At 33.4% G+C, this 23,365-nt stretch carries 23 protein-coding genes; 10 read left to right on the forward strand and 13 right to left on the reverse strand.

From position 1 onward, the window contains the following. Positions 1-9 precede the first annotated feature (9 nt). A complete protein-coding gene (locus BED47_RS17805; protein WP_069034752.1) occupies positions 10-453 on the reverse strand; it encodes a carboxymuconolactone decarboxylase family protein in 444 nt (147 codons plus the stop codon). Between the two features lie 239 nt (positions 454-692). Between BED47_RS17805 and BED47_RS17810 the strand changes: the two genes are divergently transcribed. The 4 genes from BED47_RS17810 to BED47_RS17825 all read left to right on the forward strand — a co-directional run bounded on the left by BED47_RS17810 (position 693) and on the right by BED47_RS17825 (position 3,925). Beyond that, positions 693-1,181 carry an RrF2 family transcriptional regulator gene (locus BED47_RS17810; protein WP_069034753.1) on the forward strand — a complete coding sequence of 163 codons (489 nt, stop codon included), beginning with the start codon at positions 693-695 and terminating at the stop codon, positions 1,179-1,181. Positions 1,182-1,356: 175 nt separating this feature from the next. Beyond that, a complete protein-coding gene (locus tag BED47_RS17815; RefSeq protein WP_439097795.1) occupies positions 1,357-2,349 on the forward strand; it encodes an ABC transporter substrate-binding protein in 993 nt (330 codons plus the stop codon). 12 nt (positions 2,350-2,361) lie between these two features. After that, positions 2,362-3,126: an ABC transporter ATP-binding protein gene (locus tag BED47_RS17820; protein ID WP_069034755.1), complete on the forward strand. Its 765-nt coding sequence runs from the start codon at positions 2,362-2,364 to the stop codon at positions 3,124-3,126. Continuing rightward, positions 3,119-3,925, forward strand: a complete 807-nt coding sequence (locus tag BED47_RS17825) for an ABC transporter permease (protein ID WP_069034756.1) — start codon at positions 3,119-3,121, stop codon at positions 3,923-3,925. Before BED47_RS17820 ends, BED47_RS17825 begins: the two co-directional genes overlap by 8 nt. A gap of 813 nt (positions 3,926-4,738) precedes the next feature. On the opposite strand, the gene ytkD is transcribed toward BED47_RS17825, so the two are convergent. Next, positions 4,739-5,218 carry an RNA deprotection pyrophosphohydrolase gene (ytkD, locus tag BED47_RS17830; protein WP_069034757.1) on the reverse strand — a complete coding sequence of 160 codons (480 nt, stop codon included), beginning with the start codon at positions 5,216-5,218 and terminating at the stop codon, positions 4,739-4,741. A 166-nt stretch (positions 5,219-5,384) separates the two neighbouring features. Here ytkD and ytzI point away from each other — a divergent pair, with 166 nt between their 5' ends. Next, a complete protein-coding gene (ytzI, locus tag BED47_RS23470) occupies positions 5,385-5,531 on the forward strand; it encodes a YtzI protein (RefSeq protein ID WP_088013603.1) in 147 nt (48 codons plus the stop codon). Between the two features lie 24 nt (positions 5,532-5,555). After that, entirely contained in the window at positions 5,556-5,810 is a 255-nt protein-coding gene (gene yidD, locus BED47_RS17835; RefSeq protein ID WP_069034758.1) for a membrane protein insertion efficiency factor YidD, read from the forward strand. Between the two features lie 33 nt (positions 5,811-5,843). Here yidD and menC read toward each other — a convergent pair whose 3' ends face one another. The 6 genes from menC to BED47_RS17865 all read right to left on the reverse strand — a co-directional run bounded on the left by menC (position 5,844) and on the right by BED47_RS17865 (position 13,428). Then, entirely contained in the window at positions 5,844-6,968 is a 1,125-nt protein-coding gene (menC, locus tag BED47_RS17840; RefSeq protein WP_069034759.1) for an o-succinylbenzoate synthase, read from the reverse strand. 11 nt (positions 6,969-6,979) lie between these two features. Continuing rightward, positions 6,980-8,422 carry an o-succinylbenzoate--CoA ligase gene (locus tag BED47_RS17845; protein WP_069034760.1) on the reverse strand — a complete coding sequence of 481 codons (1,443 nt, stop codon included), beginning with the start codon at positions 8,420-8,422 and terminating at the stop codon, positions 6,980-6,982. Between the two features lie 209 nt (positions 8,423-8,631). After that, positions 8,632-9,450, reverse strand: coding sequence for a 1,4-dihydroxy-2-naphthoyl-CoA synthase (menB, locus tag BED47_RS17850; RefSeq protein WP_056473277.1), 819 nt, complete (start codon positions 9,448-9,450; stop codon positions 8,632-8,634). Next, on the reverse strand, positions 9,447-10,274 hold the full coding sequence (gene menH, locus BED47_RS17855; RefSeq protein ID WP_139116371.1) for a 2-succinyl-6-hydroxy-2,4-cyclohexadiene-1-carboxylate synthase: 828 nt from the start codon (positions 10,272-10,274) through the stop codon (positions 9,447-9,449). Before menH ends, menB begins: the two co-directional genes overlap by 4 nt. 18 nt (positions 10,275-10,292) lie before the next feature. Further along, positions 10,293-12,032 carry a 2-succinyl-5-enolpyruvyl-6-hydroxy-3-cyclohexene-1-carboxylic-acid synthase gene (gene menD / locus BED47_RS17860; RefSeq protein WP_069034761.1) on the reverse strand — a complete coding sequence of 580 codons (1,740 nt, stop codon included), beginning with the start codon at positions 12,030-12,032 and terminating at the stop codon, positions 10,293-10,295. Continuing rightward, positions 12,022-13,428 (reverse strand): isochorismate synthase, encoded by a 1,407-nt coding sequence (locus tag BED47_RS17865; protein WP_069034762.1) that lies wholly within the window; start codon positions 13,426-13,428, stop codon positions 12,022-12,024. Before BED47_RS17865 ends, menD begins: the two co-directional genes overlap by 11 nt. 154 nt (positions 13,429-13,582) lie before the next feature. Here BED47_RS17865 and BED47_RS17870 point away from each other — a divergent pair, with 154 nt between their 5' ends. From BED47_RS17870 to BED47_RS17880, 3 genes are all read left to right on the forward strand, one after another. Further along, a complete protein-coding gene (locus tag BED47_RS17870; RefSeq protein ID WP_069034763.1) occupies positions 13,583-14,506 on the forward strand; it encodes a 1,4-dihydroxy-2-naphthoate polyprenyltransferase in 924 nt (307 codons plus the stop codon). A 100-nt stretch (positions 14,507-14,606) separates the two neighbouring features. Beyond that, positions 14,607-15,356 carry a TraR/DksA C4-type zinc finger protein gene (locus tag BED47_RS17875; protein ID WP_069034764.1) on the forward strand — a complete coding sequence of 250 codons (750 nt, stop codon included), beginning with the start codon at positions 14,607-14,609 and terminating at the stop codon, positions 15,354-15,356. Positions 15,357-15,464: 108 nt separating this feature from the next. Next, positions 15,465-15,929 (forward strand): TspO/MBR family protein, encoded by a 465-nt coding sequence (locus BED47_RS17880; RefSeq protein WP_069034765.1) that lies wholly within the window; start codon positions 15,465-15,467, stop codon positions 15,927-15,929. 58 nt (positions 15,930-15,987) lie between these two features. Here BED47_RS17880 and BED47_RS17885 read toward each other — a convergent pair whose 3' ends face one another. After that, complete coding sequence (locus BED47_RS17885; protein WP_056473269.1) at positions 15,988-16,188, reverse strand: cold-shock protein; 201 nt, start codon at positions 16,186-16,188, stop codon at positions 15,988-15,990. Between the two features lie 472 nt (positions 16,189-16,660). On the opposite strand from BED47_RS17885, the gene BED47_RS17890 reads away from it, so the two are divergent. Beyond that, on the forward strand, positions 16,661-17,449 hold the full coding sequence (locus tag BED47_RS17890) for a TIGR00266 family protein (protein WP_069034766.1): 789 nt from the start codon (positions 16,661-16,663) through the stop codon (positions 17,447-17,449). A 148-nt stretch (positions 17,450-17,597) separates the two neighbouring features. On the opposite strand, the gene BED47_RS17895 is transcribed toward BED47_RS17890, so the two are convergent. From BED47_RS17895 to BED47_RS17910, 4 genes are all read right to left on the reverse strand, one after another. Then, positions 17,598-18,392, reverse strand: coding sequence for a lipase family protein (locus tag BED47_RS17895; RefSeq protein ID WP_069034767.1), 795 nt, complete (start codon positions 18,390-18,392; stop codon positions 17,598-17,600). 63 nt (positions 18,393-18,455) lie between these two features. Next, on the reverse strand, positions 18,456-20,864 hold the full coding sequence (locus tag BED47_RS17900; RefSeq protein WP_069034768.1) for a glycogen/starch/alpha-glucan phosphorylase: 2,409 nt from the start codon (positions 20,862-20,864) through the stop codon (positions 18,456-18,458). Positions 20,865-20,889: 25 nt separating this feature from the next. Continuing rightward, positions 20,890-22,323 carry a glycogen synthase GlgA gene (gene glgA / locus BED47_RS17905; RefSeq protein ID WP_069034769.1) on the reverse strand — a complete coding sequence of 478 codons (1,434 nt, stop codon included), beginning with the start codon at positions 22,321-22,323 and terminating at the stop codon, positions 20,890-20,892. Beyond that, the gene (locus tag BED47_RS17910; RefSeq protein ID WP_069034770.1) at positions 22,317-23,336 is read right to left on the reverse strand and encodes a sugar phosphate nucleotidyltransferase; all 1,020 of its coding nucleotides are present in this window, start codon (positions 23,334-23,336) and stop codon (positions 22,317-22,319) included. The genes glgA and BED47_RS17910 overlap by 7 nt, the downstream gene beginning before the upstream one ends. Between the last annotated feature and the right edge of the window lie 29 nt (positions 23,337-23,365).

A 23,365-nucleotide genomic window follows, 5' to 3' on the forward strand; every position in this document is an offset into this window, starting at 1 on the left:
ATTAGATTCTTATTTTTCAGCTGGTCTATTCCCCATAGAAATAGAGATACGGTTCCAACTGTTAATTTGATTGATTATGAATACAAGATTTACATATTCTGCTTCGTTAAAGTGTTTACTTACACGATTATATAGTTCTTCAGATACACCTTTATTCGAAATTTGTGTAATATGCTCAGTTAACTCTAAAGCTGCTTTTTCTGCATCTGTGTAAAAATCGCAATCTTTCCATGCACTAATACAGTATAAACGTTGTTCAGTTTCTCCTATTTCTCTCGCTTCAGAAGTATGCATGTCAAGGCAAAATGCACAACCATTTATTTGTGAAGCGCGAATTTTAATAAGTTCACGAAGTTTATGGTCTATACCAGTTGCTTTAATAAATTTTTCCATTTCCATCATTATTTTAAGTGCTTCTGGTGCTAATTTTGAATAATTAATTTGTTTTTCCATTTTAATTCCCCCTAAAAAAGTAAATTCTAAAAATAATTAAATTAAATGTCGTTTTTGGAAATACATAAATTAGCGACAAATTTAATCGCCGATTTATATTATCCATATTAAAACGTTTATTTCATTCTGTCAAACTTCTTTTAACTTAGAATTGCTCCTAAAAAGTAAATGTTTGACAAAGAAATAAAACATTTCTAAGATTAATTAAAAATAATCTCATTTATGAAGAAGGTGTTTTAATGCAGTATAGCGTTGGAGTTGAGTATGCACTTCATTGCCTTGTTTATCTAATTGACACTCCAGAAGATTCTCCGATTGGAATAAAAGACCTTTCCTTCTTTCAAGGTGTTTCAGATACATATCTTTCAAAGATTTTTAGCAAGCTATCTAAGGCTGGTATTGTCAGTTCAGTTCCAGGAGTTAAAGGTGGATTTAAACTAGCTAAATCTCCAGAAGAAATTTCTTTTTGGGATGTAATTGAAGCAATTGAAGGTTCTAAGCCTATATTTCAATGTAAAAATATTAAAGATAACGGCTATCTTTTTAGAGAAAAAGGTTGCACTCCTAGTGCCACCTGCACAATTAATTTAGTCATGCTCTCTGCCGAAGAAAAAATGCATGAGTATTTACGCAGTAAAACACTGTCATGGTTAAACAAAGAATTAGAAAGTGTTTTGCCTAACGAAATACGTGAAGATACTAGAAACTATTTTTCAAAGAGTAGATAAAAACCTCTCTAATTTCCTAAAAAGGAAGTAAGAGCGGTTTTTCTTTTTTAACCAGCTTATCCTGTACACCCTAGATAACCGGGCGATTTTAGCACAGTCAGTACTCCGCATTCACCCATTTTCTCCTATTGCATAGGCTAATTGTATATTTTCGATTAGGAGGGATTAAATGAAAATCAAATGGCTCGTTATTTTGTTTTTATTAGTTGCTTCTATTTTAGGTGGATGTTCGAAAGATAAACCTAAAGATGGTACCACAAAAGTGAGAGTTGCAGAAGTAACGCATTCATTATTTTATGCACCTCAATATGTGGCCATTAGTGAAGGCATCTTCAAAAAGCATGGATTGGATGTTGAAATAACAACTACTGCTGGTGGAGATAAAACGATGACTGCTGTATTGTCAAACGGTGCAGATATCGGATTAGTTGGGCCAGAAACAACTATCTATGTATACGCTCAAGGCGCAAATGATCCAGTAAAAAGCTTTGCCCAATTGACTCAAACTGATGGAACATTTCTAGTAGCTAGAAATCAAACTGTACCATTTAATTGGGATCAACTAAAAGGCAAAACATTTTTAGGTCAAAGAAAAGGTGGAATGCCACAAATGGTTGGCGAATATGTCTTAAGTAAACATGGGATCGATCCACATAAAGATTTGAACCTTATTCAGAATATTGACTTCGCAAATATTGCGAATGCATACGCTTCAGGTACTGGTGAGTATGTTCAATTGTTTGAACCTACAGCAAGTATTATGGAAAAAGAAGGAAGAGGTAAAATTGTTGCTTCATTCGGCTTGGAGTCTGGAAAAGTTCCTTACACTGCTTTTATCGCAAAAGAAAGTTATTTGAAGAAGAATGCTAAAACAGCTCAAAAATTTACAGATGCAATTTATGAAGCTGAACAATGGGTTGATACTCATTCTGCAGAAGAGATTGCAAAAAGCGTTGCACCATTCTTTAAAGATACACCTTTAGACATTTCAATTAAAGTTATCGATCGTTATAAGTCTCAAAATTCTTATTCAACAAATCCAATATTAGAAGAAGATGAGTGGAATAATCTTCAAAAGATTATGAAGAACTCTGGTGTATTACCAAAAGAAGTTCCACACTCAGTTTTAGTTGATACAAAATTTGCCGAAAAATCTACGGAGAAGTAGTAGGTTAACAAAATGAGTTATCTAACAGTTAATGATATTTCTCATGTATTTTTATCGAAGGAAAAGGCAATTAAAATATTGGATGGCTTAACATTTGAAGTTGAAAAAGGTGAATTTGTATCTGTATTAGGTCCAAGTGGCTGTGGAAAAAGCACACTTTTATCGATCATTTCTTCATTACTTACACCATATGACGGTTCAGTAAAGTTTAAAGGTAAGCCTTATGATATAAAATCGGGAGAAATTGGTTACATGCTTCAGCATGACTATTTATTCCCTTGGAAAACAATTAAAGAAAATATATTTCTAGGTCTTCAGATTCTAGATAAGGATACCGAAGAAAATAAAAATCGAACGCTAGAATTGCTAAAGGAAGTTGGATTAAAGGATTATGAAAATGCGTATCCAAGAGAATTATCTGGTGGGATGAGACAACGCGTTGCATTAGTGAGAACTCTTTCTACAAGCCCATCAATTGTATTATTAGATGAACCATTTTCCGCTCTAGACTATCAGAATAAAGTAAAGCTTGAAGAATTAGTTTTCAATTTATTTAAGAAGTTAAATACTACTGCTATCTTAGTAACTCACGATATTGAAGAAGCGGTAGCTATGTGTGATCGGGTTATTACACTAACAAATGCTCCTACAAAAATATCAAAAATTTTCAATTTACCAGAAGAATTACGTATTCGCTCTCCTTTTGAAACACGACACCAATCACTCTTTTCTTCTTATGTTTCTGCGATTTGGAAGGAGTTGGAGAAACGTGGATAAAGTAAATGACGAACTAAAATCTTATCACGCCAGTATCATCAAAAAAAATCGACGCAAAAAGCTACTCATATTTTTCGTCCAACTATTAATTATAATTATCTTTTTTATAGCTTGGGAGCTTTTAAGTCATCGAAAAATAATTGATCCATTATTGTTTAGTTCACCTACTAAAATTTTCGATTTACTCCGTGCAAAATTAGGAGATGGCTCTATTTATCATGATGCTATGACAACTATCACTGAAACACTCGTTGGATTTATTTTAGGAACAATTCTTGGGATCATTCTGGCAATCATACTTTGGTGGTATCCATTTGCCTCAAAGGTACTTGATCCATTCTTAGTAGTCTTTAATGCCATGCCAAAAGTCGCTCTTGGTCCAATCATTATCGTCATTTTTGGCCCCTCATATTCGTCCATAATCGCAATGGGGATCATTATAAGCTTTGTCATAACAGCGCTGGTAATTTATCAAGCCTTTTTACAGGTAGATGAAAATTACGTAAAAGTGATTAAAAGTTTTGGTGCTACAAAAACTCAAATCTTTAAAAATGTCATCTTTCCTGCTAGTATACCTACCGTCATTTCAACATTAAAAGTAAATGTCGGATTAGCTTGGGTAGGAGTGATTGTCGGAGAGTTCTTAGTTTCAAAAAACGGTCTTGGCTATTTAATCGTATATGGCTTCCAAGTATTTAATTTCACTCTTGTTCTAATGAGCGTATTAATCATAAGTGTATGTGCTGCTTTGATGTATATTATTGTTGAATATATTGAGAGAAAAACAATAAAGAAGTAATTTGGAGTAATATGAGAAAAAGTATAGGAACATAAAAAAGCTCACTTAATTTAGTGAGCTTTTTTCCACGCTGTTGAAAAACAACCTTGTCAATTAACTTACCAAATTTTCATAAAGGAGTAGAGTGATGTTGATTTCCACTACAGGATGCTCGCTTTCCATGGGGCGAGACCTGAGCCTCCTCGGCGAGCCTGCGGGGTCTCAGCCTTCCCGCTTATCCCATAGGAGTCGAGCACCCCTCCGTTCCAATCAACTTATTCATCAAAAAGAAGTCTGCAATAAAAAATAATCAAATAGCCTTTACTTAGAGTACACTAACAGTAATTTTTTAATCAGTTTGTAAGTTAATTAAGATTGAACATCAACTTAAAAAACAAAAAAGATAAATTGGCTTCTCATAAGGACTTCATGAGTATGTATATTAGCACAAACTTGATATTTGGTTACTCGTAAGGGCTCAATGAGTAAGTAATTAGCACAAACTTGATATTTGGTTACTCATAAGAGCTTCATGAGAATGTACAAAGGCAAAAACATGATAATTGGTTACTCATAAGGGCTTCATGAGTATGTACAAAGGCAAAAACATGATAATTGGTTACTCATAAGGGCTTCATGAGTATGTATATTAGCACAAACTTGATATTTGGTTACTCATAAGGACTTCATGAGTATCTATATTAACAAAAACATGATAATTGGTTACTCATAAAGGCTTCATGAGTAAGTACAAAAGCAAAATTATGATAATTGATTACTCATGAATCTTATATTACGATGTAAAATTTATAATGAAACACTAAAAAAGCTCACTTATAAAAGTGAGCTTTTCTTAGTATTTAAGTAACTTAAACTTTGTGAAAATACTTCGTCGCGCATGATAAAACTAAATCGGCGATCTTTTTTTATGTTTGGTGGAAATTCGTCTAACAATACAGGGCCGTTTGTTTCAAAATAGTGCTTTTGTGTTAAAAGTTCTCCTATTTCGGCAAAATAAATATTTTTTATGATAATTTTATCCTTACCTGTAACACGGTATTGCCCTAAATAATTAATTTTAGATACATTTCCACCTGTTTCTTCTAAAACTTCACGTTTAGCTGCTTCTTCAGGTGATTCACCTTCCTCGACTTTTCCGCCTGGGAATTCGTATCCTCTTCTTTGATGGTCTGTAAGTAACCATTGGTCATTGTATTTACAAATAACCCAAACATGTTTTGGAGCGGGTGAAAATGGATGTTTCTCAAACGATAATTCAACTGTATTATGGTAAAAATCTTTAAATATGTACATTTTAACCTTCCTACATTCATACTTGTTTTTCCATTGTACTATTTCTATTAAAATGTTTCATCATTATTGAAATAATATTCCTGAAACTTTATGAAAATATTTGATTGCCTTGCAAATTGGACAGTATACTATATCATAGTAGTATAACTATTTAGGAGGATATAGTATGACTGGAGTATTTGTTGTTAGTGGAATTATTATCGTTGTTGTATTCGGTGCTTTCGTTCTAACTGTAAATAAAGGCTATGGTGTCCAACATAAAGTCGATAAGCTAGAAGACGTAAAAATGAAAAATAACCATGATGAGAAATAATTCTAGCAGACGAAAGGTTTGTATATGAATAAAATTTTAATTGGAATCATTAGATTTTATCAAAAATGGATTTCACCTGCAACGCCACCATCATGTAGATTCTATCCTACTTGCTCTAGTTATGGACTAGAGGCAATACAAACCCATGGTGCACTTAAAGGATCTTATTTAACGACTAAAAGAATACTTAAGTGTCACCCACTACATCCAGGTGGATATGATCCAGTACCTGATAAAATAAATAAAGAAACAAAAAAAGATACGGTCAAAGAAACTTGAAATGAATAACAAGTTTAATTTGATCGTATTTTTTTACTTAGTTATTTCAACTAAAGAAGTATATTTATAAATCTTTTTAGAAATGCTTCGGATTCTCTCTTCATCCACTTCTACCCCTAAACCAGGGCCAACTGGTACTTTAACTTTTCCATTTATTAAAGCTACCTCTGGAAAAATGAGATCATGCTCCCAATGTCTAGATGAAGCCGAAATATCTCCAGGTATTGTAAATCCGGGAAGAGATGCTAATGCAACGTTTTGAATTCTTGAAATCCCGGTTTCAATCATGCCTCCAACCCAAATTGGAATATTCTTTTCAACACAATAATCATGAATTTCAATTGATTTAGTTAATCCCCCGACTCTTCCAGGCTTTACGGTAATAATTTTGCAAGCGTTTAATTCATATGCTATTTGAATATCCTCTAATGAACAAATACTTTCGTCTAAACAAACTGGAGTAGAAATTTCCTTTTGAAGAATGGCGTGCTCGATGAATTGTCGGTCGCCGAAGGGCTGTTCTATCATTAACAGATTAAATTCATCTAATTTTTTTAGTTTCGGAATGTCTTCAATTGAATAATCTGAATTGGCATCAATCATTAGAGGGATTGTTGGATAGCTATTTCGTATAGTTGAGACAATTTCGTAATCATTTTCCTTTGAAACTTTAATTTTAAATCGTTCATAGCCTTCTGTTATATATGCACTAATTTGTTTCAACATTTTTATTGGCTCGTCTATACTAATTACAACCCCAACTGGTATCTCTGCCTTATTGCCCCCTAAAGCTTGTGCTAAACTGATTGAATTTAGTTTACTATACAAATCCCAAACTGCACCTTCAAGCCCAGATTTAGCCATTTGATTGCCTTTAAATTGATTGAATCGTGTAGCGACATCACTTGGATGATTAAACTGTTTTTTAAATAAGATCGGTATAAAGAAATCCTGTAAAGTATGAAGTGCAGTTTGAATCGTTTCCTCTGTATACCAAGGCTCTGAAAAAGCAACGACTTCTCCGTAACCACATATTCCATTAGCATCTAAAATTTTAACAATAATACTTTCACGTTTTTCATATGTACCATAGCTTGTTTTAAAAGGTACTTTTAGAGGCTGTTCTATTAAAAATAATTCAATTTGCCTTATCAACATGTTTATTCCCCTTATAGAAGCTTAAGTAGCTCTCTTCTAACTAACTTGTTTGTTGCATTTCTTGGTAAGTTGTCTACATAAAATATTTCTTTTGGAATTTTATACCCTGCGATTTTATCTCGACAAAACTCGATTAGTTCTTCTTGTGACGGAGGATTAGAGGATTTACTTACAACAAATCCAACAGGTACTTTTCCCCAATTTGGGTCTTCTTTGCCTGTTACACCAGCTTCAATGATATCTGGATGCGATAATAATACTGATTCAATCTCTGCTGGATATATATTCTCTCCACCGGAAATAATTAAGTCACTTCGACGGTCAACTACAAATAAAAAACCATCCTCATCTACATAACCCAAATCACCCGTATATAGATACTCAGATGAATCAGTTAACTTAGTAAGTTTATAATAACCTTTGCTCACGTTCGGTCCCTTCACTACAATTTCTCCTACTTCTTTTGGTAAACAAGTTCGTTGATCGTCTCTTATTTCTAGCGTACATCCAAATAAAGCTTTACCAGCCGAACCAATTTTAGAAAGCATATATTCAGGAGAAAGCGTTGCAATTTGTGAACAAGTTTCAGTCATGCCGTATGTTTGATAGACTGGCACATTTAATGCTCTTGCCTTTTGTAAAAGAGGTAACGGAGCAGGTCCTCCACCAAGTAAAGCTGCCCTTACATTGTTTAATTCATTTGTACCCTCAACAATTGTCAAAATGTCATTTAATACTTTTGTTACGACAGATAGAATTGTTACATTATGCTTTTTGACACAGTCCTTAATGGTATGTGCATCTGCTTTATTCGTTAACACAATTTTCATGCCATAAATCGCACTTTTATATACAGTAGATAAACCACCTACATGGAACATTGGCAAACAGACTAGCCATACATCCTTATGATCTAATCCTAAATTTAATACTGAGGCAATTGCGCTGCTCCAATGATTAAAATAAGTTTGTAAAACTGCTTTTGGGAAACCTGTTGTACCAGAGGTGTACATCATAGTTGCGATTTTATCACCATCAAAATTAGACTTAATCGGAAATTCCTTTGATTTACTGTTCTCTATTTCATTTATATTTAACAGTTTTATATTTTCAGGAATCTTCACCGTATTTGATTTGGCTACGATCAAAAATTCAGAATCACTATTTTCTAATTGATAGACTATTTCGTCATCACTTAATCTTATATTCAGTAAAATTGATGTTGCCCCGATATAATGAAGTGCATAAACAACTTCTATAAATTCAATGGAATTATTCATTAAAACCGAAACGTGGGATCCGTCTTTTATGCCAAGATGGTGAAATTTATAAGCAAGATTTATAACTCGATTATGTAAATCCTTAAACGTAATTTCTTCCCCATCTGTTGCAATTGCTATTCGATTAGGAGTTAATCTGACTCTCTCAAGCAAAAAATTCGGAATTTGATTCATCAAAAACACTTCCTGACTATTATCAAAATTTACAAAAGTTTATTTTAAAAACGCTCTCCTATTGGTGAGCATTTAGACGGAGAGATGCGTAGTTATACTTATACTTAATTCATAAAATGAGCAACTACATTAAGGTTTCTTCTCCGTTGCAAATTTAATGTGCAAAAAAAGCTTGATGATTTCTCATCAAGCTTCTATCTTCTTTCAAATCAAGGAAAACGTGGGAATTTATCGAAATCAGGTGTACGTTTTTCTTTAAATGCATCGCGGCCTTCTTTTGCTTCCTCAGTTGTGTAGTAAAGAAGTGTAGCATCTCCAGCTAGCTGTTGAAGTCCAGCTAAACCGTCTGTATCTGCATTCATTGCTGCTTTTAAGAAGCGAAGTGCAGTTGGACTTTTTTCAAGCATTTCTTCAGCCCATTTAACTGTTTCAGCTTCTAATTCTTCTAATGGTACTACTTTGTTAACTAAGCCCATATCTAATGCTTCTTGTGCATTATATTGACGGCATAGGTACCAAATTTCACGAGCTTTTTTGTGCCCAACAATACGAGCTAAATAGCCAGAGCCATAACCAGCATCAAAGCTACCAACCTTAGGACCAGTTTGTCCAAATTTAGCGTTTTCAGCTGCGATTGTTAAGTCACATACTACGTTTAATACGTTACCTCCACCAATTGCATAACCAGCTACCATTGCAATTACAGGTTTTGGAATAACGCGAATTAAGCGTTGTAAATCTAATACATTCAGGCGAGGAATGCGGTCTTGTCCAACATAACCACCGTGTCCGCGAACACTTTGGTCTCCTCCAGAACAGAATGCTTTTCCACCTTCACCTGTTAAAATAATAACACCAATTTTTTCGTCGTCTCTTGCATAAGCAAAAGCATCAATCATTTCTGATACTGTTAATGGTGTAAATGCGTTATGTACGTGTGGACGATTGATTGAAATTTTAGCAATTCCATTATATGTAGAATATAAAATTTCTTCATATTTTCTTTCTTGTACCCATTCAATAGTCATGAAATTTCCTCCTTTTCACTTTTCAATAAAAACCCAATTACTATTGTAGCAAATTTTTTCGAATGTTCCACATGAATTGCATGGCCTGCATGTGGAATTTTAATAATTTCGCTATTTTCTAGCCTCTCGTTCATTTTCCCCATTATTAAACAAAACTTTTCATCATATTCTCCACAAACTAATAAAGTCGGTTTTTTAAATTGCTTCAAGTCACCCCATAGAGATGGTTGAATGCCCGTTCCCATCCCTTTTAGACTATTACTTAAGCCAATTGGTGACTGATTTAATCTTCCTTGTTTAATCTTTTGTTGTGAATCTGATGGCAAATTCTTTTGAGTTGAAAATAACGGAATGTTTTCCCAATAATTAACAAATACTTCAATACCTTCATTTAGGATCATTGAAGATAAATGATTGTCTTGTTCGATTCGAGCTAATCTTTCACTTTCAGTTTTAAGACCAGCCGTACAGCTTTCTAAAATAAGCGATTTAATTTTTGTTGGATAGGCTAAAGCGAAATAGAGGGCTAGTCTACCACCCATTGAATAGCCTAATAGATGCACAGAATCAATTTGCTTTTGTTCTAAAAAATCATGTAAATCTTTAGCAGCAAATTCCATTCTGTACCGCTCATCATTTTTCGGACAATCTGTCTTTCCATGTCCTAATAAATCAATTGCTATTACATGATAGTTTCGTTCTAGTTTACTTATTAAACTTCCCCATGTCTCCTTTGAACCTGTAAAACCATGCAATAATAATATAGTTTGCCCTTGGCCAGATTCAATGTATGAATATGTGACCTCATTTATTTTAATTTCCATGAACAAGAACACCTAATTTCATTTCTCGTATTCTGCTTTTACAATGCTCCAAACTTTTTGATGAAGATCATAATTTTCTTTCCGATTTGTCTGAATTTCAATTACATGTAATCCATTATTCTTTTTAGCTAATTCATCTTCAAGTTCAAACCAATTATGAATTTTTGTATGAACACCACCAAAAAGGGCAGTTGCATGCTCGAATTCCAATCCTAAAGGAGTTCCGAATAAGTCTTCAAAATGTTTTTCTTCTTTAGATTGAGGTAAAAATGAGAAGATTCCACCCCCATCATTATTAACAAGAATCACTCTTAAAGGTAAATGATGTAGTTTTGAAAGGACTAGACTATTTAAATCATGATAGAAAGATAAATCTCCAATTAATAATGTGACACTCTCTCCAGCTGCTGCCATCCCTAATGCGGTTGCAATTGTCCCATCTATTCCATTTACCCCTCGATTACAATCAATTTTTAACTTTTTAGATTGATTATGTAAAAACGTATCCACATCACGAATAGGCATACTGTTTGAAACAAACAATGTACTTTCTTCAATTAGATTTTTTGCTAATACTTGAACGATTTTCCCTTCAAAAAGTTCATCAAACTGTTCTGCTTGTTGTAGTCCACTTTTTGTTTTTTCATTAATTGTTTTCCATTTATTCAACCAATCTAATTCTTGATTATTTGTCTTCTGATATGACTCCAAAATTGCATTACAAAATTGGATATCATCACAAGAAATCATTTGCGTTGCTTTTAACGTCGGATCCCTCCATAAGTCTCCTTCATCAATTACAATTAGCTCGCAATCTTTTTGCTTTTGTATATATTGGCTAAACGTTTTAGACACAGGCATTGCCCCGAATCGTACGATAACTTCGGAATCAAGCGAATCAACAATGTCTTCAAATCGAAGAAATGTATCATATGTATCAATTACATTCGAGTCTTCATTACCATTAATCGTTCTTCCATTTGAAAGAGGATCACATAGAACTGGGTAGTCTAATAAATTCCCTAAAGATTTAATCTTCTTTAAAGCGCCTTCTTCAACATAAGGTCCACAAACTAATAAGCCTTTTCTTTTTGATTGAAAAAGCTTGGTAAACTCATTACTTGTTTCATTTGAAATTGTCGCTAGAGTTTCAGTAAGTATTGTGTGAGCAGAATTTTTACGCTTTCCTGCTGAGAATAAGTCATCAATCGAAAAATTTGGAACTAGTGGTTCTCGAAGTGGCACATTCATATGTACGGGCCCCATTGGAGCGGTCACACATGAACGGTACAGTCGATTAACACTTGAACGCGCATATTCGTACATAGCTTCCGAAGCCTCTGGTAAGGCTAGCTCAATGAATTTTTTTACAAATGAACCGTATAATCCAATTTGATTCATAGCTTGTGGTGCACCTATATCTCTAAGCTCATGTGGCCGATCGGCTGTCAGTACGATCAATGGAATTCTAGATTCCTTTGCTTCAGAAATGGCTGGCATATAATTTGCAGCTGCTGTTCCAGAAGTACAGATCAAAACTGTAGGCTGTTTCGTACTTTTAGCGATTCCTAAAGCAAAAAAAGCCGCCCCTCTTTCATCTACTGCAATAAATGACTTTAATTTTGGATGCTCATTTACTAACATCGATATTGGTGTAGAGCGTGATCCAGGACTTATTACAACGTTTTTAATATTTAATGCACTTATTTCATCTACAAGAGCACCAATATACTTTGTTAGTGCTTCATTATCTTTCATTTCGTAACCCTCCTAATGCATTTAGCATTGGCAGAAACTTAACACCAGTTTCAAAAAATTCTTCCTCTGGTTTTGAATCTTGTACAACACCACAACCGGCATACAATTTTGCTTTATTTTCTTTAATTAAGGCACTACGAATCCCTACAGCAAAATCACCATTTCCGTTTAAATCAATCCACCCTATCGGAGCTCCATACCATCCCCTGTCCACAGGTTCAAGTTCACGAATTAATTTACATGCCTCTTCCTTAGGAAATCCTCCAAGTGCAGGGGTTGGATGTAATGCTTGAATTAATTCAAATAAAGAAACATGATTATATACTTTCCCTTCAACTGGTGTGAATAAATGCAATAAGCTTTTAGTCGCCATTATTCTTGGTGTTGAAGGTATTGATAATTCATTACAATATTGTTGTAGCGTTTCTCGAATATAGTTTACTACAAACGCATGTTCACCATTATTTTTTTTACTATTTAATAACCAATTGGCGGCTTCTGTGTTTTCTTCCTTAGTTATTCCTTTTGCGGCAGATCCAGCAAGACACATCGAAGAAACTGTATTATTTTTCTTAGAAATTAATCGCTCAGGTGTAGCACTAATAAATACAGTATCTTTTAATTGATAAGAAATAACATAGTTAACATTTCTTGTTGCTTCTAATTCATAAATTACATTTGTTGAATTTACTTCTGCAGAAAAGGTTGCATTTAAAGTTCGATTTAAAACAACTTTTTCTAATTCTTCGTTTTTCATTTGATGAATTGCTTCTTTTACGCTTTGAATCCATTCATTTGGTTCAAATTCATCTTTGTTAATACATTCTGATTGTGAAAAACTCGGTTGCTTCATACCAAACTTTTCTAAAAAGTCATCATATTCTTTATATTGAAGCAATAAATCCTCTACTGTAGTTTGTTCATTAATTTCATAGTTAGAGGTGATGAATGTCCCTTCGTTTGTAACCGTCACCATTAATTTAGGTACATAGAAATGAGAGGTACCAAAATTCTTCCAATCTTGATCATTTTTATAGTTATCAAAAAAAGAGAAACCCCCAAGAGCTATCGGTCCTGTACCAAAGCAATTTTCTTGCTCGATATACACTTGCTCTCCAAAGCGTTTCCATTCTTTTTCTATTGCAGAATACTGTTCTTCTGTACTATGATGAAAAGGAACTAAAGTACCAATTCCTGTGAGAATTAACGAGTTTTCTTGGTTTGACCAATAAAAGCGTTCAGTAAAACCCAATTCATGATAAAAATGGTAAACACTTAGGGGATGGATATTCATTATTTTTTCCACTTTACAAATGAAGCGTTTTGAACAAGCTTTTGCCTTTTGAAGAGAATGCTCAAAGAAGGCAATCGATTCCAGTTGACCTGTTCTAAGCATAATAGTTCCCCCTAGCTTAAATATACGTTAAATACATGATATAACTAAAGATACAACGATGAATGTAGACTGTCAATTTTATGAAGTTCGTCCATACTTTTTTAAAGTAAAATGACCTACATTTTCAAATAATATTAAAAAGGAGGATGTTAAAATGCAACCAACTGTTCAATCTCCAACTTCCTCAACAGGTTTTAGAACATGGTGGAATTTATTAAGACCACATACATTAACCGCAGCGTTCATTCCTGTTGCGATTGGAACAATGTTAGCGCACATAGCTCACTCATTTCATTTACTTTTATTTCTTTCAATGCTTATTGCAAGCTTACTAATCCAAGCCGCTGCAAATATGATTAATGAATATTATGACTATAAAAGAGGGCTAGATCATGAAGGTTCTGTCGGTATCGGTGGAGCAATCGTAAGGGATGGTATTAAACCTTCAACTGTTTTAAATCTTGCTTTTACTTTTTTTGGTATCGCTCTTCTATTAGGAATTTATATTTGTATTCAAAGTAGCTGGTGGATAGCAGTTATTGGACTTATTTGTATGGCAGCAGCTTATTTTTATACTGGAGGACCACTTCCAATCGCATACACTCCATTTGGTGAGTTAGTAGCGGGCTTTTTTATGGGAGTTGTAATTATTGGTATTACTTACTATATTCAAGCTGGAAATTTACCATCAAATGTGATCTTACTTTCTATCCCTACTTCAATTACAATTGGAGCAATTTTAACAGCAAATAATATTCGTGACCTAGATAATGACAAAGAAAATGGACGTAAAACACTTGTTATCTTATTAGGTAAAAAGAATGCAATTATCTTTATTGGTTCATTATTTGCAGTAGCATATGCTTTAGTTATTTTATTTGTTATCATGAATTTAATTACACCTTTTGCACTTATTTCATTAATAAGTATTCCTGTTGCAATAAAAGCAACAAAAGGATTTATTGGTAAGACTCAACCAATGGAAATGATGCCAGCCATGGCAGCAACAGCAAAAACAAATACTATAATGGGATTCCTTCTTGTTATAGGCTTAATAATTGGAAATATTTTTTCCTAATTAAGGCAGAACAATTCCTCAAAAAACTTAATTCATGTTTTCCTCCTTTTTGAACAAAATATGGATAGTCATATTCATTTACTTGAAAAGGGGGAGCATGATGCTTTCACAATCACAAATCCAAACATTTAAAAACGAGCTACTGAAACAAAAAGAACATATAGAAGAAAGACTAAATGATCCAGCTTTTACACCATACTCACTTAGAGATTCGGTTGATGAGCTTTCACTTGCAGACAACCATCCAGGTGATTTAGGTACCGAATTATTTGAACGTGAAAAGGACATATCTCTTCATGAGCATTTAAGAAACGAACTTGATGACGTTAATACAGCGTTACAAAAAATTGAAAATGGAACATATGGTATATGTGAAGTAAGTGGAGAAGAAATACCTTTTGAACGGTTACAAGCTCTTCCTACAGCAAAAGCGATGATCGAACATACTCATGATCAGCATATATCAAGTTCTAGTATAAGATACGATCGTCCTGTTGAGGAAGAAGTATTAAACCCTCCATTTAGTAGAGATCCTAAAGATCGCTCAATGATGTATGACGCTGAAGACGCACTCCAAGATGTTGAAAGATATGGAAATTCCCAAACACCGTCAGATTTTGAATTTAATAATATTGAGGAATATGGAAGCACATTTACTGAGAGCTATGAAAATGTAGGTTATGTTGAGGAATTCGAAAACTTTATCGGTACTGATATTTACGGAAATAATCGAACTGTCTATCCTACAAAAAAACATGAACAATATGAACAAGATCTTGATGACTATGAAGAACAAGCTTTAAACGGAGAATTATCAGAAATTGATGTGAAAGATATTGAAAAGTACTAAATGAATTAAAATTTCATTAAAAAACGATTACTACAATGTGGTCGTTTTTTTTATATTTTTAAATTAACTACATATACTGAATCAAGACAACTTAATTGAGGAGGTTTTATGAATATTAAGTTAATAATTTTATTTTTCTCTTTATACTGTTTATTTTTTATTTCTTCTATCTTATTTCCGATTGACTATGATTGGTATAGTCATCTAATTAAACCTAGCTATACTCCTTCAGGAAAAACAATCGGAATCATTTGGGCATTCTTATATTCTTTCATTTCTTTAAGCGTATGTATCATCGTTTCTTTAGGAAAATCCTTTAAAAAAGTAAAATGGTTTTATATTATATTTATTATTAATTATGTATTTAACCAACTGTTTAGCTATTTTCAATTCAATCAAAAAGATTTACTTATGGCTACAATTGACTGTGGACTTGTCTTTGTTACAGCTGTTCCTTTAACGATCTTCGCATATAAACATTCAAAAACTTCATTTGTATTACTCATTCCCTATTGTATTTGGTCATTATTTGCAACCTTTTTAAACTACAATATCTACGTGCTAAATAAATAGATTTTTAGATTAATATAAAAAAGGCATCCTATAAAGGATGCCTTGAACATAACAAAAATTATTTTTTGTTTACGTTAGCTGCTTGTGGTCCACGGTTTCCTTCGATGATTTCGAATTGAACTTCTTGACCTTCTTCTAAAGTTTTGAAACCTTCGCCTTGAATTGCAGAGAAGTGTACGAATACATCGTTTCCACTTTCAGTTTGGATGAATCCAAAACCTTTTTCGCTGTTAAACCATTTAACTTTACCGAATTCCATCGATAATACCTCCTAGAAATACATATATACACTATTAATGCGTGCATAAAAGAGGGGTAAAGAAAAAGAACGTCATTGTCCAATCGGTTTAGATTGCTACAACATTGAAAGTGGTCAAAACTTCTTTTCAAGACAAAGAAAAATGAGCGTTACTAAAAATTTTGTAGTGCAAATGTATCGTTAATTTCTTACCTTCAAATAAATATGCAGTTAATAGTAACTTAAATATATCATATCTAAAAAAGTGCGTCAATGACACTTAGCCTTAATTGAAAGAATTTTTTATATAATTCTTATAATTTATCTTTTATACATTTAGACCTACCTAGCTTCCTATAAAAATGGTATAATTTGTCATTAATTAGTCAAACTAAATGAGGATTCTGTAACAATTTATCAAATTTTTTATTATTAAATAACTAGATTTTAGTATTACAATATTTGTATAGTTAAACTAAAGGGAGGCATAAAAATGAAAAATTCTCATGAAGTTACATATAAAATTCATGGCCATGATATGCAGTTTGTACAAGTAGAGCTAGATCCAAAGGAAACAGTCGTTGCTGAGGCTGGGGCAATGATGATGATGGATGATGGTATCGAACTTGAAACAATTTTTGGGGACGGTTCGCAGCAATCAGGTGGTTTATTTGGTAAATTAGTTGGTGCGGGTAAGCGACTTGTTACAGGTGAAAGCTTGTTTATGACTAGCTTTACAAACCGTTCAAGCTCTTTAAAAACAGTCAGTTTCTCGGCACCATACCCTGGAACAATCATACCGTTAGATCTACATGAGTATGGAAATAAAATTATTTGTCAAAAGGATTCTTTTTTAGCCGCGGCAAAAGGAACTTCAGTTGGGATTGAATTTAGAAAGAAATTAAGTACCGGCCTATTTGGTGGCGAAGGCTTCATCATGCAAAAACTCGAAGGTGATGGTCTTGCTTTCTTACATGCTGGTGGTTCAATTTACCAAAAAACTCTTCAACCGGGTGAAAAAATTAAAATCGATACCGGATGTATTGTTGGCTTCACTGGTGATGTTAATTATGAAATTGAATATGTTGGAAATGTAAAAACTGCACTTTTTGGAGGAGAAGGTCTATTCTTCGCTACATTACAAGGTCCTGGAACAATTTGGGTTCAATCATTAACTTTAGCAAGATTAGCTTCTCGAATTGGTCAATACTTACCAAATTCTTCTAAGGAAGAAGGAAGTATATTAGGTGGCCTTGGAAATCTACTGGACGGTAATGATTAATTCAGACTTCTTTAAAAGCGTTTTTTTGTTTACATACAAAAAACTAGTCAACGAAATGTTGACTAGATTCAGACTAAAAATCAAATTTTAGTACTTTGTCTACACACTAAAACTAGTCAACGAAATGTTGACTAGTTTTTTTGTACTATTAGATTACTTCTTCTTCTGCCGGTTCTGCCTCACGTAATTTGTAAGTAAAGGTTGGAGTATAATCATAATCCAACTGCATCTTCTTAACGCCTTCTATATAAGTCGATAGATGGTGACTATTCTTAATAGACCCTTTATTTAGTGAAAAAGTGATTGGATGTTTCACTTGAACGTATTCTAAATAAATGTTTAATGGCTTTACCTCTACTTTAAAGGGTGGGCTTAAAGGGACCATATCATATAAATTTACAAATCTTAAACTATGCCTAACATTCTCATCGTAGTTTTCTTTAAACTTTATATTCCCTACTTTTGGAGAGCCAAATGAGTAGACATTTGGGTTACAAATTCCTTTCATTGCTATTTCATATCCTAATAACGTGGCCAATGAACCACCTAAGCTATGCCCCGTTATGAATATTTTTTTTGAAAGAGCCTTTTCCTTTACAATTGCTAAAAGCATTTCTCGACAAGATTGATAAATTGATAGAAACCCCGAATGGACACTCCCACCATTCATCACATAAGGAAATAAGTCTTGATCAATTTTCAAATCAGCTAACCAATCCAAATCTGATTTCGTTCCTCGAAACACAATGATTACGGATTCATCATTTTCAATAATATAGCCAAACCATTCTAGCTGGCTAATTGCACATGCTTTAATTGTATCTACTAATGAATAGCTTGCTGGAATCATAAACTTACCATCATTATCAAACTGAACATATGCCTGTTCAATGCAAAGTAATAGTTCTAAGGCCTTATCATAGTCAACTGAAAGGAATTTCAACGTATCTCTCCTTTCTTGCTTTTCATCATTATATGAAAAACCTCCTAATAATCTAAGAGGAGGTTAAGAATGGTGTAAAGTTCTTTGATGAATATTCCATATTTCAGATGCGTATTGACGAATCGTGCGATCACTCGTAAAAAATCCCGATTTCGCAACATTGTTAAGACTTTTTATAGCCCAATCTCTTTTATTTTGATACGTATGATTGATACATTCATGCGCTTTTACATATGAAGAGAAATCTCTAAGTAAGAAATACTCATCATTATAAGACATGAGCGAATCAAAAATTGGTTCAAACTCTTCTCTTGGTAACGGGAATAACCCGTGAAGCATTTGATCTAATACCTTTTTTATACGCAGATCATGATGGTAATAATCACTGCTTTTATAACCACCGTATTGGTAATAATTTAATACCTCGTCAGCAGTAAGTCCGAATGTAAAAATATTCTCCTCGCCAACTTCTCTTAAAATTTCAATATTAGCACCGTCAAGTGTACCAAGCGTTAAAGCACCATTCATCATAAATTTCATATTCCCAGTACCCGAAGCTTCTTTACTTGCTGTCGAAATTTGTTCACTAACATCCGCTGCTGGAAAAATAATTTCACCTAATGAAACTCGGTAATTTTCAATAAAAATTACCTTTATAAATTGACTTATATAACGATCATTATTCACAATATCAGCTACTGAATGAATTAATTTAATAATCTTCTTAGCAAAATAGTAACCCGGAGATGCTTTTGCTCCAAAAATAAAGGTTCTAGGATGCATTTTAAAATGTGAATCTTCCTTCAAACGATTATATAAATACATGATATGTAAAACATTTAGTAATTGTCTTTTATATGCATGCATTCGCTTTACTTGAATATCAAAAATTGAATCTGTATCTAATGCAATTCCATTTGTATAGTGAACATAATTTTCGAGAACTTCTTTTCTCTTTTTCTTTACATTCATAAATTGCGATAAGAATGCTTCGTCATTTTGATATTCTAATAGATTCTCAAGTTGAGTTGGTTCGTGTATCCAACCGTCTCCGATCGAATCATTTATTAAGCTACTAAGCTCAGGATTACATTGAAGTAACCATCTTCTATGAGTAATACCATTTGTTTTATTATTAAACTTGAATGGTTCATACTCATAAAAAAGCTTCATTTCTCTTTGTTTTAAGATTTCAGTGTGGATTTCAGCAACTCCATTAACGCTCTTACTGCCTACAATTGCTAAATGAGCCATTTTAACGACTCCATGAGCAATAATAGCCATTTGTTCAATTCGATCCCAATCACCTGGGTATTTGTTCCAGAGCTGCTTACAATATCTTTCATTTATTTCTTCTACAATCATATAAATTCTTGGCAATAAAGGCTTAAATAAATCAACTCGCCATTTTTCAAGTGCTTCCGATAAAGTTGTATGATTCGTATATGAAATCGTTTGAGTTGTAATTTCCCATGCTTCATCCCAGGATAACTTTTCAACATCAATTAAAATTCTCATTAACTCTGGAATCGCTAAAACTGGATGTGTATCATTTACATGAATAGCAATTTCTTCATGGAGCTTACGAATATTACCATACTGCTCCTTATATGAATCTACTATTCTTTGAATACTTGCAGAAACTAAAAAATATTGCTGTTTTAGACGTAAAATCTTTCCTTCATCATGTGTATCATCTGGATATAAGAATTCTGAAACTGCTTCAGCCTCTCGCTTATATTTCATTAGTGATTTATTTGAGGAATGAGTAGACGCTTCAGCACTCCATAATCTTAATGTATTTACCGTGTTTGTATGATAGCCAATAATCGGTAAATCATATGGTACCGCTGTGATTGCTTCTGCACCATGAAGGCGGAATTCCAATCGATTTTTATTATTAAATGATTCTACTTCTCCACCGAATAAAACTTCAATTGCTTCATCATCTCTTCGAACTTCCCAAACATTTCCGTATTTCAGCCATTGTTCAGGTAACTCGACTTGATATCCATCAACAATTTTTTGGTCAAATAGGCCATGTTTGTAGCGGATGCCACATCCATGACCAGGCAAGTCTTGTGATGCTAGCGAATCCAGAAAACAAGATGCTAACCGTCCAAGTCCACCATTTCCAAGACCAGCATCGCTTTCAAACTCCTCAAGAGCACTTAAAGAAATCCCTAATCTCTTAAGGCCAGATTCACATAACTCTCTAAGCCCTAGATGAATTAAGTTACTTTTCAAAAGCTTTCCTAATAAGAATTCAATTGATAAATAATAAACTTGTTTTTTTCGCTCTAAGCGGTATTGTTCACTTGTACCTAACCAATTACCGCTAATATATTCACGAATCATCGTTCCAAGTGTTTGAAATTGCTCTTGAGTAGTGCTATCTGCAGTACTCTTTCCATGCATACTTTCTAGTTTCTCTTTAAAACTCCATTCAAACTCCTCCACACTAGAAAACATGGAATCACCTCGCCCTAAAAGATTTTTACTTTGAAGACTGCATATATAATTTTGCATATTCTTTAGCAGATTTTAACCAACTTGAATCTCTTCTAATTGCATTCCTTCTGACTGATTTCCAATGTTTTTTATTCTCATAAATACTCAATCCACGTTCTATTGTGTGAAGCATATCGTGAGCATTAAAGTTAGTAAAGGTAAAACCATTTCCATTCTTCGTCTCTTCATTATATGACTGGACAGTATCATTTAGCCCCCCAGTCTCTCTTACGATTGGAACACACCCGTATTTCATCGCAATAAGCTGACCTAATCCACATGGCTCAAATAGTGAAGGCATAAGGAATAAATCCGCACCTGCATAAATCTGATGAGCAAAGCGTTCATCAAATCCAATGTAAGCTCTAACTTTATCGTAGTAGTTATGCTCCATTGCTTTAAAAAAGTTCTCGAATTCTTCATCACCAGAACCTAAAATTACTACTTGGACATTATGATCCATAATTTGAGGGAATACGTGTTGAATAAGATCAATTCCTTTTTGACTTGTTAATCGGGAAACCATTGCAATAATAGGAATATTTTCATCCATTTTTAATGCAAGTGACTCCTGCAATTTCAATTTATTTTCAGTCTTATTTTCGATTGTAAATTCATCGTAATTAGAGTGAATTTTTCGATCAGTAGCTGGATTATAAATGGTTTCATCAATTCCGTTTACAATTCCAAAAAGTTTGTGATCTTGCTCACGTAATAGTCCATCTAATTGCTCTCCAAAAAATTCATGCTTAATTTCTTCTTTATATGTTGGACTCACAGTTGTTACGAAATCACTTGAAATGATTCCAGCTTTCATAAAGTTGATACAATCGTAAAATTTCAAATAGTCATCGCGAAAAAATTGTTCATCGATTCCTAACATATCGTCCATTACTTCTTTTGAAAATACGCCTTGGAATTGAAGGTTATGAATGGTAAATACAGATTTCATTTTTGGATTAATATCTTTTAATGCGCCATACTCTTTCATGAAAAATGGGATCATTGCTGTATGCCAGTCATGACAGTGAATAACATCAGGTTTAAAGTCTAATTCTTTAATACATTCAATTGCAGCTAGAGAAAAGAATGCAAAACGCTCTCCATCATCAAAATGACCATACAACTTGTCTCGATTGAAATAGTACTCGTTATCAATAAAATAATAAGTTGTTCCTTCTAATTTCAATTCAAATAAACCACAATACTGTTTTCTCCAGCCTAGATTTATAGAAAGCTCTATTACTAGCTTAGCTTCTTCTCTATATTTAGCGGGAATTAACGAGTAGAATGGAAGCATTACTCTTACATTCGTATTTAGTTTATTTAAATACTTAGGGAGAGCGCCTGCAACATCTGCAAGCCCTCCCGATTTAACAAACGGTACACATTCTGAAACAATATATAAAACATTTACCACTGAATCAACGCTCCTTGGACTGAACCTTTTTGAAGCACTACTGGCTCACTTAAGCTTCCTTTTATTTCAACACCATCTTCTATTCGAACATCTTTATCTAATATAACGCCATCTAATATACAATTATCTCCAATGTTTGATTTTTGCATAACAACACAATTTCGAATAATTGTATTTTTTCCAATTTTCACAGCTCTTGAAATAATACTATTTTCAACCGTTCCCTCAATTTCACATCCATTAGCTACAATTGAATTTTTGACAATTGCTTCTTTTGAATATTTTGTTGGTGGCTCATCTTTAACCTTAGTAAAGACAGGATAAGATTTTAAGAATAATTGATTCCATATCTCAGGATTTAATAATTTCATACTTTGCTCGAAATAATCCTCAATTGTTTGAATGATTGAAACTTGTTGAGGTATTTCATACGCACTTAGTTCAACCTCATTATTTTGATCGCGTACAACGTCCATAATTGTTTCATAGCCTTTTTCGTGGAAGTTTTCAAAAAGCTTTAACAATAACTCTTTTTCGAGGATATAGATATTTAAAGATTTACTGAACTGCTTTAACTCAGTAATTTGTGCATCTGTTTCGATATGTCTCTTTAAAACTGGTCTAAAATCCACTGAGCAAATCGTATAAGTATTTGCTACTACTACATACTTTTGAGTAGAACGTTGTAAAAATTGAATATGCTTTTCGATAAAATCGAATGTACCAAAAGCTCCATCAGTTGGTTCTGGCGTAAAAATAAATAGTCCATCCTTTTTACGATTTAAGTCCCAATGTTTACCGGAGCCTAAGTGATCAATAATTGATCGATAAGGTTGATCAGGAAATACAGCGACACTCGTAATACCAGAGTTCACCATATTACTTAACATAAAATCGATTAAACGATATCGACCTGCATAAGGAAGTGTTGCTAATGGTCGATGCTGTGTTAACGGCTTTAAAGATTCAAAATGTGTTGACGCCTCAATTATTCCTAGCATAGTATGTTTCATCAAATAACCCTCTCAATCTATTTTTCTAT

Origin of the sequence: Gottfriedia luciferensis, from assembly GCF_001712755.1 — a bacterium.
GTDB lineage: Bacteria > Bacillota > Bacilli > Bacillales > Bacillaceae_G > Gottfriedia > Gottfriedia luciferensis_B.

Excerpts from the sequence above, each read along its gene's own strand:
- BED47_RS17805 (WP_069034752.1), bottom strand. The coding sequence starts at position 453 with ATGGAAAAACAAATTAATTATTCAAAATTAGCACCAGAAGCACTTAAA.
- BED47_RS17810 (WP_069034753.1), top strand. The coding sequence starts at position 693 with ATGCAGTATAGCGTTGGAGTTGAGTATGCACTTCATTGCCTTGTTTAT.
- BED47_RS17820 (WP_069034755.1), top strand. The coding sequence starts at position 2,362 with ATGAGTTATCTAACAGTTAATGATATTTCTCATGTATTTTTATCGAAG.
- ytkD (WP_069034757.1), bottom strand. The coding sequence starts at position 5,218 with ATGTACATATTTAAAGATTTTTACCATAATACAGTTGAATTATCGTTT.
- ytzI (WP_088013603.1), top strand. The coding sequence starts at position 5,385 with ATGACTGGAGTATTTGTTGTTAGTGGAATTATTATCGTTGTTGTATTC.
- yidD (WP_069034758.1), top strand. The coding sequence starts at position 5,556 with ATGAATAAAATTTTAATTGGAATCATTAGATTTTATCAAAAATGGATT.
- menC (WP_069034759.1), bottom strand. The coding sequence starts at position 6,968 with ATGTTGATAAGGCAAATTGAATTATTTTTAATAGAACAGCCTCTAAAA.
- BED47_RS17845 (WP_069034760.1), bottom strand. The coding sequence starts at position 8,422 with ATGAATCAAATTCCGAATTTTTTGCTTGAGAGAGTCAGATTAACTCCT.
- menB (WP_056473277.1), bottom strand. The coding sequence starts at position 9,450 with ATGACTATTGAATGGGTACAAGAAAGAAAATATGAAGAAATTTTATAT.
- menH (WP_139116371.1), bottom strand. The coding sequence starts at position 10,274 with ATGGAAATTAAAATAAATGAGGTCACATATTCATACATTGAATCTGGC.
- menD (WP_069034761.1), bottom strand. The coding sequence starts at position 12,032 with ATGAAAGATAATGAAGCACTAACAAAGTATATTGGTGCTCTTGTAGAT.
- BED47_RS17865 (WP_069034762.1), bottom strand. The coding sequence starts at position 13,428 with ATGCTTAGAACAGGTCAACTGGAATCGATTGCCTTCTTTGAGCATTCT.
- BED47_RS17870 (WP_069034763.1), top strand. The coding sequence starts at position 13,583 with ATGCAACCAACTGTTCAATCTCCAACTTCCTCAACAGGTTTTAGAACA.
- BED47_RS17875 (WP_069034764.1), top strand. The coding sequence starts at position 14,607 with ATGCTTTCACAATCACAAATCCAAACATTTAAAAACGAGCTACTGAAA.
- BED47_RS17880 (WP_069034765.1), top strand. The coding sequence starts at position 15,465 with ATGAATATTAAGTTAATAATTTTATTTTTCTCTTTATACTGTTTATTT.
- BED47_RS17885 (WP_056473269.1), bottom strand. The coding sequence starts at position 16,188 with ATGGAATTCGGTAAAGTTAAATGGTTTAACAGCGAAAAAGGTTTTGGA.
- BED47_RS17890 (WP_069034766.1), top strand. The coding sequence starts at position 16,661 with ATGAAAAATTCTCATGAAGTTACATATAAAATTCATGGCCATGATATG.
- BED47_RS17900 (WP_069034768.1), bottom strand. The coding sequence starts at position 20,864 with ATGTTTTCTAGTGTGGAGGAGTTTGAATGGAGTTTTAAAGAGAAACTA.
- BED47_RS17910 (WP_069034770.1), bottom strand. The coding sequence starts at position 23,336 with ATGAAACATACTATGCTAGGAATAATTGAGGCGTCAACACATTTTGAA.